General features: G+C 54.5%; 15 protein-coding genes. 9 read left to right on the forward strand and 6 right to left on the reverse strand.

What is annotated here, in order from left to right; translation table 11 throughout:
* Positions 1-106: 106 nt before the first annotated feature.
* Complete coding sequence (locus DF283_RS00295; protein ID WP_303672585.1) at positions 107-2,377, reverse strand: hypothetical protein; 2,271 nt, start codon at positions 2,375-2,377, stop codon at positions 107-109.
* 482 nt (positions 2,378-2,859) lie between these two features.
* Here DF283_RS00295 and DF283_RS00300 point away from each other — a divergent pair, with 482 nt between their 5' ends.
* The 3 genes from DF283_RS00300 to DF283_RS00310 all read left to right on the forward strand — a co-directional run bounded on the left by DF283_RS00300 (position 2,860) and on the right by DF283_RS00310 (position 5,964).
* Complete coding sequence (locus DF283_RS00300) at positions 2,860-4,176, forward strand: dicarboxylate/amino acid:cation symporter (protein ID WP_303672586.1); 1,317 nt, start codon at positions 2,860-2,862, stop codon at positions 4,174-4,176.
* 169 nt (positions 4,177-4,345) lie between these two features.
* Entirely contained in the window at positions 4,346-5,218 is an 873-nt protein-coding gene (gene folD / locus DF283_RS00305) for a bifunctional methylenetetrahydrofolate dehydrogenase/methenyltetrahydrofolate cyclohydrolase FolD (RefSeq protein WP_303672587.1), read from the forward strand.
* 149 nt (positions 5,219-5,367) lie between these two features.
* Positions 5,368-5,964 carry a superoxide dismutase gene (locus tag DF283_RS00310; protein WP_303672588.1) on the forward strand — a complete coding sequence of 199 codons (597 nt, stop codon included), beginning with the start codon at positions 5,368-5,370 and terminating at the stop codon, positions 5,962-5,964.
* Between the two features lie 136 nt (positions 5,965-6,100).
* Here DF283_RS00310 and DF283_RS00315 read toward each other — a convergent pair whose 3' ends face one another.
* From DF283_RS00315 to murA, 3 genes are all read right to left on the reverse strand, one after another.
* Positions 6,101-6,493 (reverse strand): DUF309 domain-containing protein, encoded by a 393-nt coding sequence (locus DF283_RS00315; protein ID WP_303672589.1) that lies wholly within the window; start codon positions 6,491-6,493, stop codon positions 6,101-6,103.
* Between the two features lie 72 nt (positions 6,494-6,565).
* Positions 6,566-6,922 (reverse strand): hypothetical protein, encoded by a 357-nt coding sequence (locus DF283_RS00320; protein WP_303672590.1) that lies wholly within the window; start codon positions 6,920-6,922, stop codon positions 6,566-6,568.
* 52 nt (positions 6,923-6,974) lie between these two features.
* Positions 6,975-8,279: a UDP-N-acetylglucosamine 1-carboxyvinyltransferase gene (gene murA / locus DF283_RS00325; RefSeq protein ID WP_303672591.1), complete on the reverse strand. Its 1,305-nt coding sequence runs from the start codon at positions 8,277-8,279 to the stop codon at positions 6,975-6,977.
* Between the two features lie 76 nt (positions 8,280-8,355).
* On the opposite strand from murA, the gene DF283_RS00330 reads away from it, so the two are divergent.
* Positions 8,356-8,958: a DNA-3-methyladenine glycosylase gene (locus DF283_RS00330; RefSeq protein ID WP_303672592.1), complete on the forward strand. Its 603-nt coding sequence runs from the start codon at positions 8,356-8,358 to the stop codon at positions 8,956-8,958.
* 133 nt (positions 8,959-9,091) lie between these two features.
* Here the strand turns inward: DF283_RS00330 and rplI are convergent, their stop codons facing one another.
* Positions 9,092-9,595: a 50S ribosomal protein L9 gene (gene rplI / locus DF283_RS00335; RefSeq protein ID WP_303672593.1), complete on the reverse strand. Its 504-nt coding sequence runs from the start codon at positions 9,593-9,595 to the stop codon at positions 9,092-9,094.
* Between the two features lie 279 nt (positions 9,596-9,874).
* On the opposite strand from rplI, the gene DF283_RS00340 reads away from it, so the two are divergent.
* Both DF283_RS00340 and DF283_RS00345 read left to right on the forward strand, forming a co-directional pair.
* Positions 9,875-10,693 (forward strand): TrmB family transcriptional regulator, encoded by an 819-nt coding sequence (locus DF283_RS00340; RefSeq protein ID WP_303672594.1) that lies wholly within the window; start codon positions 9,875-9,877, stop codon positions 10,691-10,693.
* Positions 10,694-10,753: 60 nt separating this feature from the next.
* The gene (locus DF283_RS00345; RefSeq protein ID WP_303672595.1) at positions 10,754-10,966 is read left to right on the forward strand and encodes a hypothetical protein; all 213 of its coding nucleotides are present in this window, start codon (positions 10,754-10,756) and stop codon (positions 10,964-10,966) included.
* Between the two features lie 464 nt (positions 10,967-11,430).
* Here DF283_RS00345 and DF283_RS00350 read toward each other — a convergent pair whose 3' ends face one another.
* Positions 11,431-11,847 carry a helix-turn-helix domain-containing protein gene (locus tag DF283_RS00350; RefSeq protein ID WP_303672596.1) on the reverse strand — a complete coding sequence of 139 codons (417 nt, stop codon included), beginning with the start codon at positions 11,845-11,847 and terminating at the stop codon, positions 11,431-11,433.
* Between the two features lie 233 nt (positions 11,848-12,080).
* Between DF283_RS00350 and DF283_RS00355 the strand changes: the two genes are divergently transcribed.
* The 3 genes from DF283_RS00355 to DF283_RS00365 all read left to right on the forward strand — a co-directional run bounded on the left by DF283_RS00355 (position 12,081) and on the right by DF283_RS00365 (position 13,396).
* Positions 12,081-12,272: a helix-turn-helix transcriptional regulator gene (locus DF283_RS00355; protein ID WP_303672597.1), complete on the forward strand. Its 192-nt coding sequence runs from the start codon at positions 12,081-12,083 to the stop codon at positions 12,270-12,272.
* A 322-nt stretch (positions 12,273-12,594) separates the two neighbouring features.
* Complete coding sequence (locus DF283_RS00360; protein ID WP_303672598.1) at positions 12,595-12,858, forward strand: hypothetical protein; 264 nt, start codon at positions 12,595-12,597, stop codon at positions 12,856-12,858.
* Positions 12,859-12,889: 31 nt separating this feature from the next.
* Positions 12,890-13,396: a RidA family protein gene (locus DF283_RS00365; RefSeq protein WP_303672599.1), complete on the forward strand. Its 507-nt coding sequence runs from the start codon at positions 12,890-12,892 to the stop codon at positions 13,394-13,396.
* Positions 13,397-13,405 lie beyond the last annotated feature (9 nt).

Genomic DNA, 13,405 nt, shown 5'->3' on the forward strand with positions numbered 1-13,405 from the left:
TTCGCTTAAGCTACCAGTGGGGGTCATCAGACGTCTTTCCATTAATCTGCTACAACAAGCACATTATACGGAACATAGTCCCTAAATTCCATTCGCGAACACAGTTTCAAGCGTTATTCTGATTTCGCTGGGTAAAGTAGGCATCCACCAGCCGATCAATGCTACGGCCCAGAAATCGGTTGCTGTGCAGCAGTACGTCCTGGCTAAACGTATCTATGGCATCCGAAATGGACTCACTATGGGGAAGTACCGTTTCTTTCGCCAGCTCAGAGGCAATTCTGGATTCCAGCAAGAGCGCAAGCTCCGCCATATTTTCAGGCACGAGTTTTTCAGGCGATGGCTTTGCGGGCTCCGGCTGAGACTCGGCGGTCACTTGCGGTTCTGGTGAAGCCGCCGTGGTGGGCGATTCCCGGTCGGCCAGATCTGTTGGCTCCATACTCGTACCCGATTCCATATCGGACGGAGGCCAGCCGTCCGGCCCGGCTGTGTCATCGCTGCTGCCAGATCCCAGCAAGTCAGAGTCCAGCAAGAAAGAGGCGTAACTGTTGTCTGGAAGGGCTTTGGTAGCCTGCTCTTCCATACTGTCCCGATCATCGCTGTTTTGACCATCGCTATCCTGCTCTTCAGAGGCCCACAGGTTGGCGCGGAAGCTCAGCTCGCTTTCCGGCTCGGTGTAATACTGGTCGTAAGACAGGTTGTCGAGGAACGCAGCGGCGGGCTGTGGCGCTTCATCCAGCACAAAGGCTTCCGCGGGGGCGTCCGGATCTTCGTAATGGCCAAAATCATAGGAGTCCAGATTGTCGTGCCCCTTCAGGCCCTGAGCCTCATCCCCGAAGTAATGCTCCAGAATATCCGCGTCCGAAGGCTCGACACTGTCAGCCAGAACAACTGAAGGCGATATTTCAGAGGGCGGCATTTCAGGGGGTAGACCGGGTTGGCCCGGAAGTTCGGCGGGATCGGCGGTGCCCAGCAGAATGCGGTCCAGATCGAACGTCTCGTCATCCAGGCTCAAGCCATCCGGCAACGGCAGACCCAAGTCATCCGGCAAGGACGGGGCTACAACCTCTGGGGGGGTGTCAAACAATGACACAGGACTTTCCGGGCTTCCCAGAATCTCAGGCCCCAATTGCAGATCATCCATTGCCGAGGCAAACCCCTCCGAAGGAACGGCATTGGGTGGCACTGAATCTGGCAATATCGGCAAGCGGAACTCGTCCTGCCCACCCGGCAGGGAAACTGCATCCGATGCCTGAGCCATCCCCTGAGCCATCCAGAGATCGACGGGGCTCATCGCATCGGCAGGCTCCCAAGGGTTGAAGGGATTTGCCGACAGTGGAGGACTATCCGTCTGGCCAGCAGACTGAGCCTCCGGGGTTGGATACAGGAAAAAGGCTTCTGAATGCTGAACGAGATTTTCAGCCGAATGATCAGCCGAGCTTTCAGCGTCCCAGCCTTCAGCCTCCGGGAACGATGCGGCCTGTACCGAGGCCGGGAAGGTATTAACGGTACTCATCAGGGCATCATCGGCACCGGATGGCTTTAGGAAACTATCAAAGGCAAACCAGTCCTCAGGGGAGGTGGCGGGCTCCGGCGCCACCGGGGCAAAAATACCCGTGAGTGGATAAATCCCGGCTGCAGGATCGTCAACTGCATCATCAACAGTCACAGGGACATGCACAGGGGTCTCTACCGGAGGCAACGGTCGGGTTTCCAGCGTGTTGGGCAGTGCGCTTGGCATTGCGTCCAGCATTGGATCTTGCAGTGCCTCCGGGGAGGAAACGGGGAAGGCACTAAAGGGGGCGTTCAGATCCACAGAAGGCCCCTCAAAATAAGGGCTCAGCCCGGGTGTTTCCGTCTCTTCCGGCGCTAACAGGAACGCCTGCGTGCTGGCATGCCCGGACGATAAGTCGGTGCCCTGCGGTGGTGAAAGTGGATCAAGGCCCGGCACCGGATCGAGCCACTCTGTGGGCATTTCAAGGGAAGGATGAAAAGGAGCAGCCTCCACTGAGGACGAAGCCTGGGACGGAGGCCCGCTGTGCTTTGAACCGGTGGCGATCAACTCCAGTTGATGCTTTTCAAAAAAGTCGGAGAGATCTTTCGGGCTGGTGGCCGGAACAGGAGAAGAGCCCGTAGCAGGTTCATCATCTGCTGGCTGGGATTCTTCCGCCGGAAGAAGAGCCAGATCCTCAAAAGAAGGGGCTGGCGGGGAGAACGCCTCCGGCTGAACCATCGATTCAGGTGCGCTGGCAGATCCTGCAAACCCCACAGATCCCGCTGAGTCCAAGGAGTCCACTGATCTGGACTGAGCCAAAGGAGCGGCGGTGAGGGTATCCGGTTCGTCCGGGCTGGCCAAAATCACACCGGGAGGCAATTCCATTTTCTGGACTTGCTTTGGCGTGAGGGGGCTGGGGTTCGTTTTTTTTGAGAAAGGCCAGAGATTCACGAGCGGAGGTCTCCTCTCAATGGGGATGGCAAATTGGGATTATTGGATGATTCGGCAAATCCAAAAATATCTTCAATGCTTTTTGGTACTTTTCAGGACCAATCCTGCGAGATCATTGTTCCGCCTGCCTTTTGAGAGCAAAAACCGCTTAACATACCTTTAGGGTTGACGGCAAAAGACCGGGACGGCATCGTATTTTTCGGTATACTCTTACTGTTCAGTGTTAAGCATGTATTTTCGGGGTTGGTAGCACGATTTCTTTTTGTGCGCCGTTAATAAAGCAAGCGGAACGTGGTAAATCGTGACTCAGTAGTGATTCAGTCAGTTCAGTTCAGTCAATAAGGAATAGCAATGGCGCTTTCTCGCAAACAATGGACTCTTTTTAACAGTAAGGGGGCAAATTAGTGGGAATTTCTATGGCAAGGCTGACAAAGCCCTCATTGGTGGTTCAAGTGGTCGCGGGTATGGTGCTGGGTATTGCCCTGGGCCACTTTTGGCCGGAAGTGGGCGTTCAAATCAAACCGCTCTCCGACATTTTTTTACGTATGATCAAAATGCTGATTGCCCCGCTGATTTTTGCCACTTTGGTCATCGGAATCGCGGGCACCGGTAGCCACAAGAACCTGGGGCGCCTGGGGGCCAAAACCCTGATTTATTTTGAACTGGCCACCATACCGGCCCTGATTATCGGCATGGTGGTTGCCAACCTGTTGCGTCCCGGTGACGGCATCGATATGAGCGCCCTGAGCGCCAAAGGGGTGGCCCAGTTGGGCGCCATTACCGGCAATATCGAAACCGTTCAGCACCACACCCTGTGGGATACGCTGGTCAATATGGTTCCCACCAGCGTGATTGACGCCATGGCCAGGGGCGATATTTTACAGCTAGTGGTGTTTTCCGTGTTTTTTGCCCTGGCTATTCTTTCTGCCGGAGAAAAAGCCCGCCCCATCCTGGGGGTGCTGCAATCCCTGTCTGAAATCATGTTTGAATTTGTGAACAAAGTCATGGCCTTTGCCCCCATGGGGGTCATGGCGGCCATTGCGGCCACCGTCGGGGCGAACGGACTGAAGATTCTGCTGGTATACGCCAAACTAGTGGGCGCTTTGTACTTCGCTCTGGGGATTTTCGTTCTGCTGGTGCTTTGCTCCGCCTGCGCCATCGCCCGCATTCCATTCCTCCGCCTGATGAAAGCCATCAAAGAGCCCTTTCTGCTGGCTTTCTCCACGGCCAGCAGCGAATCCGCCTTGCCCAAGGCCATGGAAGTAATGGAACGCTTTGGCGTTCCTAAAAATGTGGTTAGCTTTGTCATGCCCACGGGGTACAGCTTCAACCTGGATGGCAGCACGCTGTATGTGGCCTTGGCCGCCCTGTTCGTGGCCCAAATGGCCCACGTGGAAATGAGCCTGCAAAGCCAGCTGGTGATGCTACTGACCCTGATTCTCACCACCAAAGGGGTGGCGGCGGTACCCAAAGCCTCACTGGTAGTTCTGGCGGCCACCCTCAGCGCCTTTCACCTGCCCATGGAAGGGGTGGCTGTCATTCTGGGCATCGATCACTTCCTGGACATGGGCCGTACCTCCATCAATCTGGTGGGCAACTGCGTGGCCTCCGCCGTGGTGGCCCGTTGGGAAGGCGTGTTTGACGATGACAAGATGAACGTTTTTGGCACCGAAAATGAGGTGTTTGAAGAGGAAACAGTCAACGAATCCATTCGCACCCCCCTGTTGGTGTGACCAAAGGGCTTTCAGGCCTTACATTCAGGAAGGATGGTCTCATCGCCGGGACCATCCTTTTAAATTTCAGGTCAAGTTTCAGAGCAACTTTCGGGGCATGCCTTGCATCAGGCAGGGCTTCAGGAGACAATAAACCCAGTTTGCCCCACCCCCACAGGAGCGTATAACAATGACTTCGCCCGCCACCGCTTGCATTCTCGATGGCAAGCTGACTTCCCGGAATTTACTGGACTCACTGTCTCTGGAACTGGCCCAACTCAAGGCACAAGGATTGTCACTGCCCAAACTGGTGGTGGTTCTGGTGGGGGATGACCCGGCCAGTCAGGTTTATGTGGGCAAAAAAGCCAAAACCGCCCAGAAGATCGGCATGTTGTCTGAACTATTGACCTACCCTGCCGAGATTTCGCAGACGGAACTGTTGTCCGTAATCGCCCGCCTGAATCAGGACGCCAGTGTGCAGGGTATTCTGGTGCAATTGCCCCTGCCCAGGCATATCGATACCCTGTCTGTCATTCGAGCCATTGACCCCAAAAAAGATGTGGACGGTCTGCATCCCCTGAATATGGGCCTGCTGATGAGCGGTGACCCCTCGGCCTGCAAGCCCTGCACCCCAGCTGGGGTCATGACCCTGCTCAAAGCCTATAACGTCCCGCTGGCGGGTAAAAACGCCGTGGTACTGGGACGCTCTAACATTGTGGGCAAGCCCATGGGCTTGCTATTGCTGCAGGAGAACGCCACGGTGACCTATTGCCACAGTAAAACCGCCGATTTGCCCGCAGTGTGCCGAGAGGCCGATATTCTGGTGGCAGCGGTGGGTGTACCCAATCTGGTGACAGCCGATTTCATCAAGCCGGGGGCCGCCGTCATTGATGTGGGCATTAACCGCCTGGATGGCAAGCTGGTGGGCGATGTAGACTTTGCCAGCGCCAGTCAAAAGGCCGGTTTCATCACCCCGGTGCCCGGTGGGGTGGGCCCCATGACCATTGCCACCCTCATGGCCAACACCCTGTTTCTCTATCGGCAAGGTCAACGCAACGCATAGACACAGTCTGCGGATACTTCCAAGGGCCAATCAGGGTTTAAAGCCTGATTGGGCGCAGGGACAAGCCCGCCTGTTTGTGGTATATTGAGCCCAATAGTTCGGGTTTGATTTCCGTATAATCTCGACTGAAATGAAAGAGGAGGCCCATAATGCCCGCCACCCAAGTGAAGCCCTATGAGGCTCAAACTTATAATTTGCAACTGGATGGTATTTCCGCTGAGCAGCTGGAAACCCACTACGCCCTGTACAAAGGCTATGTCACCAACACCAACACCCTGAACGACAAACTGTCCGAGCTGCGGGAAGCCGGAAAAGTCGGCACCCCGGAGTACAACGAGATTCGTCGTCGCCTGGCCTTTGAATACGATGGCATTCGCCTGCACGAGTACTACTTTGAAAACATGATCGGCAACGGCGGCGCTGCCCCCACCAGCGGCAAACTGGCCGAAGCCCTGAAAGAATACTTTGGCAGCGTGGATGCCTGGGTGGCTGATTTCAAAGCCACTGGGGCCATGCGAGGCATCGGCTGGGCGGTGTTGTACCAGGATCCCATCACCGGCCGCCTGCAAAACTTCTGGATCACCGACCACGAGAACGGCCACCCCGCTGGCTTCACCCCCATTCTGGTGATGGATGTATGGGAACACGCTTACGTGGGCGACTACAAAGCCACCGAGCGCGGCAAATACATCGAAGCATTCTTCCGCAACATCAACTGGAAAGTGGTGGAATCCCGCCTGAAGTAGGCTAACCGCCCTCCATAAACTCTAAAAATACCCTGATACGCCTTGTTAGGAGTGCGGTCAGGGTATTTTTTTGGTGGGTTGGTCCAAATTTTAAATGCTGATTGATTCTTAAATGGGAAAATTTTCTAATTAAGAATCAATCTAATTTAGGAATTTCTGATTGCGGATAGGGCGGCAGACGTTCCCCGGCGTCCCGATGTTCAAGCAGCCTGTTCAAAAGCAATCGGGAGCCAATAATCACTTGCTCCAAAGAGAACGGCGGCGAATACTCGAATTGTCGGGCCACCGCGTCCAGCTTTTCCAGCCCGGATTGCAGCTTGTTACGCGCCCCCACGGCATTGCCCCGCTGCCAGTGGTAAAAACCGACGCCCACCTGGAGCAAGCCCTGCAAGCAAGTCTTTTCGGGGCCCGACGGCAGGGGACGCCAGAGTTCTTCCAGCACCTCATGGCACTCAAAAAAGGCCTGTCGATTGAACAGCGCCATCGCCTCTGTCAGCAAGGCTTCAGCGTCCGACTTTAAATCGCTCATCGTGCCCCATCAGCTTTCAGAACCATAGTCACCAGCGAATGGTAACACACTCAAAGCCGGGGTTTCCGTGGCTCAAGTGTCCGTTTTCAGCAGGGTGGGCGTGAGGCCCTGCTTTTTCATGGATTCCAGAAAACGGTTGGCCGCCTGACGCTGAATGGCCGGGGGAACCACCCGCAGCAATTCCACGGCTTTAGAGACAATGGGATCCTGATCGTACCAGCGATTGCCCATTTTTTCGGGCTTGGCCAGCTGATAAAACTTCTCCAGGGCCTCTTTGCCGATTTGCTCTTCGACTTTACGGAGAAAGGTCTCGGCCTGTTCCCGGACATCAGCGGGATAGGCCCGCAGCAATTCCAGCACCTCACCGAGCAGAGGATCCTGATCGTACCAGCGCCGGGGGGTACCCGAGGGATTGGATGTTTCGCTCATGGAAGATTACCGATTACTCTCTCTATCCTGCCGAGATAGCTGTGTTCAATGTTCAGGCAGATGTCTCTTCGCTCACCGGGCGCTCGGAGTTATCCGGGACTCGCTCAATGGTGGCTCCCAGACTTTGCATTTTGCCCACCACGTCTTCATAACCCCGATCCAGATGGTGGAGATCGAAGACCTGAGTAGCTCCTTCGGCCATAACACCAGCAATGACCATGGCGGCACCGGCCCGCAGATCGTGGGCATTGACTTCCGCCCCGCTGAGATGCGGTACACCCGTAATCACCGCCACATCACGCTCCACGGAAATATCGGCGCCCATGCGCTTGAGTTCGCCCACTTGTTTAAACCGATTCTCGTAAATGGTTTCTTTGACGATGCTGACCCCATCCGCCGTACTCAACAAGGTCATAAACGGCGCTTGCAGGTCAGTGGGGAAGCCCGGATAAGGCTGGGTCACAATATTTTGGGCTTGCAGACGGCGATCGCTGCGAATGCGAATGCTGTTGGGGGTGGGCATCTCGATATCGGCACCCATTTCAATCAGTTTATGGGTCAGGGAGCTTAAATGCACCGGCAACACGTTGTTGACCGTCACATCCCCCAGAGTACCCACGCCGGCCATCAGGTAGGTGGCCGCTTCAATGCGATCGGGCATCACGCTGTAGGTGGTACCGTGCAAGGTGCCGGGCTTCACCCCGTTGATCACGATTTCGTTGGTGCCCGCGCCGCTGATATCGGCACCCATGGCATTCAGGAAATTGGCCAGATCGACAATCTCGGGCTCCTGGGCGGCATTGGACAAAATGGTAGAGCCTTCCGCCATGGTGGCAGCCAGCATAATGTTCTCAGTGGCGCCCACGCTGGGGGTATCCAGCAAAATTTCAGCGCCCACCAAACGGGTGGCCTTGGCTTCCACGTAGCCATGGTTGATTTCGACTTCCGCACCCAGCGCCATCAGGCCCTTGACGTGCAAATCGACGCTGCGCTTGCCAATGGAGCAGCCACCGGGCAGGGCCACACGGGCCTCGCCGAAACGGCCCAGCAAGCTGCCCAGCACATCAAAGCTGGCTCGCATCTTACGCACCAGATCGTAGGGGGCTTCGCAACTGGTAATGTTTTTGGCCTGAATATACAGGCGATCATCGTCCTGCTGGTCCACATCGCAACCCAGATGCTTGAGTACCTGGGTCATGACGCCCACATCGCTGAGGTGGGGAACATTTCGCAGTTCAATGCTGTCTCCAGTCAACAGCGTGGCTGCCATCAGTTTGAGAACGGAATTTTTGGCGCCCGAGATTTCAACTTCACCGCGCAGGGCCTTGCCGCCGTGAATGATTAATTTTTCAGTCAACCCTGGATTCTCCACGCTGTCTTCGTAGGGGGGATATTGGTTAATATAACATATATTAAGAAACGGTGGCACCGCCTTGTTGGATGAATTAAAACCGACCGAGCCCCCTGATTGCCTCATTCTGCCTGCCGCGTTTTTTGCACAGGACACAGTGACTGTGGCCCGTGCCCTGCTGGGCTGCCAGTTGTGGCAGTTTCATCCCCCCACCAGTGCTTGGCGGGCCTTCCGCATTGTGGAAACGGAGGCCTATACCCAGAACGATCCGGCCTGCCATGCCTACAACCGCACCACCGGACGGGCGGAAACCCTGTATCACCATCCGGGAACCGCCTATGTATACCTGATTTACGGCATGTATCACTGTTTAAACGTGGTGACCGAACCGCACGGTACAGCAGGGGCGGTATTGTTTCGGGCTTTGGAGCCGGTTGAAGATCAGTCCCTCAAAACCCATGGGCCGGGACGCCTGACCAAGGCGCTGGGCATTACCCGCCAAGCCGCAAACGGACTTCCCTTGACCCGCTGGGAACATGGGCTCTGCCTCAGTGCGGGGCAGGACTACTCCGATGGTCAAGTGATTCAGACCACCCGAATCGGCATTACCAAGGCGATGGACTATCCCTGGCGCTTTTATATCAAGGACAATCCCTGGGTGTCAGTCAAAGCGGCGAGTGTTTAGGGCACCGTCATCGTTCCCTCGATGCGCCAATACTGAAGCGGCAAGCCGCCCTCCTTGTCAGGTTTCATCACGCATTATCACGCAAAAAATCAGGCAGATGGACTGCCTGATTTTGGGTTGCCGATGGCAAGTTTTAGTTTTCTTCGCCTGCGAAAGCGTCTTCCAGTACGAATTCTTCGTGCTTGGCCTTGATGGCTTTCACTGCCAGTTTCACCTGGGCGGAAACCTTGGCGGAGAATTTCACGTACACCGTGTACTCACCCACTTTATTAATGGGGTGATCCACGTTGACGTTACGGCGCTCGATTTCGTAGCCGGTTTTCTCCTGCAGAACCTTGGTCAGTTCCTTGGTGGTGATGGTGCCGTACAGTTTACCGGTGTCGCCAGCGTTGGCTTCCAGGGTAATCAGTTGCAGGGCATTCACTTTTTCGGCCTTGGCCAGGTCTTCCTGATGCTTTTTCTCGGCTTTGGCGCGAATGCGGTCGATGCGACGCTGCAAGTCGGCCAGGGATCCTTTGGTGGCGATGACGGCCATGTTACGTGGCCCGAGGTAGTTGCGGTAATAACCGTCGGAAACCTCGATGATATCGCCGTTGCTACCCAGCGTATCCACATCTTTGGTTAAAATTACCTGCATGGGTGTGTCTCCAATTCCTTTCCAGAGTGTAGGGGGTCATTAATATAACACAAAAGCAAAGCTGGCAAGCAGCAGCCATGATCATGCCACGATTGAACGCAGCTTGCGATTGTGACGAGATAGCAACATGAGCTTCATCAATTGTTTCTATCGTTATATCCTTAGAAGAATCAGGATGACCAAAGGTGAACAAAGTCACATGCTACAATCAGCAGTGTTAAAGATCAGTGCGCCAATGGTGGTCTCCTGGCGGTATATGGGTTTTCGAGGGTTTTAACGGTGTCAGACAGCCTGATAGACAAATTAAAAGAGCTGGGTTTCAATACCTACGAAGCAAAAGTCTATCTGGCACTGCTCAAGCAGCACCCCGCCACGGGGTACGAGGTCAGCAAAGAGTCTGGCGTCCCGCAGGCCCGGGCTTACGATACCTTAAAAGCGCTGGAATCCGCCAACGCAGTGGTGGCCATTGGCGGAAAGCCGGTGACCTACATGCCCATCCGTCCGGAAGAACTGCTGGATCGATGGGAAAAGTCGTTTCAGGGTTCAATCGATTACCTGCGGCAGGCCTTACCCAGTATTGCCGAGGAAACCGTAGAGCCCGTCATCAACATGCGTGGGCAGGAGTCCATTTTCAAGTACGCCCTGGACATGATTAACAGCGCCAAGCGCTCTATATTTATGGAATTCTGGAAAGATGACGCTGCCGTCTTGCATGCGGCCTTGTTGGCCGCCAAAGACCGAGGGGTGGATGTGCGTCTGGTCGGTTACGACTACTGCGAGCTGGAAGGCCTGGAGGTCTATCAGCACGGACTGGCTTGCAGTATCGAACAATCGTTGGGTGGGCGCTGGATGATTCTCTCCGTGGATGACAAGGAGGGCCTGGTGGGAACCGTTTCCCAGGCGGATCGTCCCCCTCAGGCGGTGGTGACCCGGAACCCCGGCATCGTGCTGGTGATTAAAGAGTTGATTGTCCACGATATTTTCCTGCTGGATATTGAAAGCAATTTACAGCCTGAACTGGAAAGGCTGTACGGCAAGGACATGTTACGGTTACGTCGAAAAATTTTGGGGAACGTGACCGCTGCCTTAGGGGTTTGATGGGCTTGTGCTAAACTGATACGGTTCCACAAAACGCCACCAATCAGGATGGAGTTTGTTATGACCTCACAATCGCCGAAACTGGAAAAATCCAAGCCTGCCGCGCCTCGTAAAAAATTCTCGCAAGAACGCCTGATGATTATGTTCACCCTCTTTTTCATCGCTGGCATTCTGTTGCTGGTGGTCATTCCGGAAGGTAGTCCGGTCCGTGGTGTGGCCATGACCCTGTATTCCGTTTCCGTGTTTTGGGCCATGTTCAAATTTTGCATGTAACTCACGGGCCGTCTTGGTCAAACCCCGCGTAGAATCACCGAATGAAATCGCCGGATAGCGTCACGAGATCGTTGTCGGGTTAAAAATTGGCGCCGTGCCCTGGTGTCTTTTTTGGGTAGATAAAATCAAGCCGGTCATGCTATCGAACCGAACAGGGCAGAAGATCCTCTGGCCTGAACTAAACGCCCTCCCTTAAGACGCCCCTGCCGTAAAACCGAAGATATGGAACTCAAAACTTCGGTTTTGTGTGAAAACCGAATATTTACCTGCTTTGTTAAGCATTTGTTTTCGGTATAAAGAGAGAAGTGAGTGCCGGGATAGCCGCTGAGAGCCTAGTGCGCTGAAAGATGAAACGGATTTTGGGAAATCGATTTGGGGTAATACCTGCAAGCAGCGGTCGTTCAGGCGTCCCGGCCCTAAAGTACAATGCGGAAGAGGTAACTTGGCAATGGATAGTCAGGAGTTTATAAAGGGTCTTCTTGAATTAGTGAAAACAGCGCATGCCGCTTACTTGCAAGGCTTGGGGGAACCCCGTCCCGCTCCATGCTGGCCTGAAGGTTCTGAAAAAAATCTTTAGGGAGCCGCTCAATTTCACCCTGTCGAATATACTCCACCAAAGCCAGTATCAGCTCTTCAAACTTATACTCATCAACCGCTCGCAGGGCTCTTAGCTGGCTGAGCAGGAGGCCTTCTTCCTGCAGGGCGGGCGTGTTTGCCAGCTTGACCAGAGTGTCATCCTTAAATCGACGGCGCCCATGGATCAAATTGGAAAGCGCATCGCCGGTAATGCCCATCTGCTGGGCCAACTCCTCAATTTGCAGACCGCTTCTCATTAACAACAGCTGGATAGCCAGACCCAGTCTCTTCTCTGACGGTTTCATGCTAAAACAGAATCCTTCTCCGGACAGAGGGCACCACCGCTAAAAAAATCGTAAATTTCATTTATGATCGCTCATCTTTCAAAAATGATATTATTGGTTCAGTTGTATCGACACGATGAGACCAGAGGCAAGGCGGGCGCTTAAATGCAGCTAAACTTTACTTATTTTAATCCAAAATGAAGGGTCTCTGTAGGGTTTATCTTCGGTTTTCAGGATTGTGAGGGTTGTACGGGATGCGATTGTTGATTGCGGAAGTGGCGTATCGTAAAAAAGGCTGGAACATGCGCAAAGTGGCCGACAGGCTGGATGTGGATCATCAAACGGTCATGTACTGGAATCAGGGACGGGCTTACCCTCGATTTTTGACCCTGGTTCGGTTGTGCCGCCTGCTGGAATGCACCTTTGAGGATTTATTGGCCGAGTAGAGGCCAAGCCGGGTATCGGGCGGCAGGCCTGTCACGGCAAACTTGTAACGTTTCTGTGCGAAATCAATATCCGCCTGAGGGCCTCCGTATCTCCGAAGTTTTCTAGCAGACGGTAAAAGGATGCAGAATCCCCTCCTACTGAGCAGCGTTGCCCCCATTCACCAAACCACCGGGACTCAATCCACTCGGGGAGTCGGGTTTTATTTTAAAGAAGACAACCCGTTTGACCGCCTGGGTGCGAATCGCAGGCGGGTGATTTGGTTCGGCATCGCTTTGGAATGATTGGGCTCCCCCGGTAAGCGTGTTGAGGTGACAGTTCCGCATGCAGCAATGGCCAGAAATGAAGCAGGAAAACAGGCAGGAAAGCAAAATTTCAGGCCGATCAGCCTGCTTGCTGCAGACCGGCGATCCGTTTTTTGAGCTATGGGCCCTGGAGATGGCTGGCTTGCACAACGCCCGGACGGATGCCTTCTTTCAGCAGTGCCATGAGGACATTCAGCGACTTTTAGCCTATACTCTTGTGCTGGATGCTGGCGCTAAAAACCCCTTTCAGCTTGCAGGGCATCCCCGCATGAATTTAATATAGCCCGGTGGCTTGTGAAAAGGCGCCGCTTCAATTGAGAAAGACTTTTGCCATGACCCAGGATACGGTTTCTCCTCCCACCCAATCAGCAGACCAGCGGTCTGAACTGGAGGCCCTTTTACCCCCACCCCCCTTGCCCATTGGAAGCTATGTGGCCACGGTACAGGTGGGTAATTTAGTCCACACCTCCGGTGTATTGCCCATGAAAGAGGGTCAGGTTGCCGTGACGGGCGCGGTGGGCAGCTGGGATGTCAGCGTTGCGGAAGGCCAGGAAGCGGCCAGATTGTGTATTTTAAACGCCCTGAGCCTGCTTCGGCATGCCCTGGGCAGTCTGGATCGGGTCAAGCGCATTGTGAAGCTGACCGGCTTTGTGAGCAGCGCCCCCAACTTTTATGAGCAACCCCAGGTGATGAATGCCGCTTCTGACTTGCTGGTTGCGTATTTCGGCGAAGCCGGAAAACATGTGCGTTCTGCCGTGGGCGTGGCCAGCTTGCCAAAAAACGCCGCCGTGGAAGTGGAACTGGTGGTCGAGGTCGCTTAAATCCGTCTA

It is taken from the genome of Vampirovibrio chlorellavorus (genome assembly GCF_003149375.1).
Lineage (GTDB): Bacteria > Cyanobacteriota > Vampirovibrionia > Vampirovibrionales > Vampirovibrionaceae > Vampirovibrio > Vampirovibrio chlorellavorus_B.

Bases quoted from the DNA above. Each gene is read 5' to 3' on its own strand.
- DF283_RS00295 (WP_303672585.1), bottom strand. From the start codon at position 2,377: ATGGAATTGCCTCCCGGTGTGATTTTGGCCAGCCCGGACGAACCGGAT.
- DF283_RS00300 (WP_303672586.1), top strand. From the start codon at position 2,860: ATGGCAAGGCTGACAAAGCCCTCATTGGTGGTTCAAGTGGTCGCGGGT.
- folD (WP_303672587.1), top strand. From the start codon at position 4,346: ATGACTTCGCCCGCCACCGCTTGCATTCTCGATGGCAAGCTGACTTCC.
- DF283_RS00310 (WP_303672588.1), top strand. From the start codon at position 5,368: ATGCCCGCCACCCAAGTGAAGCCCTATGAGGCTCAAACTTATAATTTG.
- DF283_RS00315 (WP_303672589.1), bottom strand. From the start codon at position 6,493: ATGAGCGATTTAAAGTCGGACGCTGAAGCCTTGCTGACAGAGGCGATG.
- DF283_RS00320 (WP_303672590.1), bottom strand. From the start codon at position 6,922: ATGAGCGAAACATCCAATCCCTCGGGTACCCCCCGGCGCTGGTACGAT.
- rplI (WP_303672593.1), bottom strand. From the start codon at position 9,595: ATGCAGGTAATTTTAACCAAAGATGTGGATACGCTGGGTAGCAACGGC.
- DF283_RS00345 (WP_303672595.1), top strand. From the start codon at position 10,754: ATGACCTCACAATCGCCGAAACTGGAAAAATCCAAGCCTGCCGCGCCT.
- DF283_RS00350 (WP_303672596.1), bottom strand. From the start codon at position 11,847: ATGAAACCGTCAGAGAAGAGACTGGGTCTGGCTATCCAGCTGTTGTTA.
- DF283_RS00355 (WP_303672597.1), top strand. From the start codon at position 12,081: ATGCGATTGTTGATTGCGGAAGTGGCGTATCGTAAAAAAGGCTGGAAC.
- DF283_RS00360 (WP_303672598.1), top strand. From the start codon at position 12,595: ATGCAGCAATGGCCAGAAATGAAGCAGGAAAACAGGCAGGAAAGCAAA.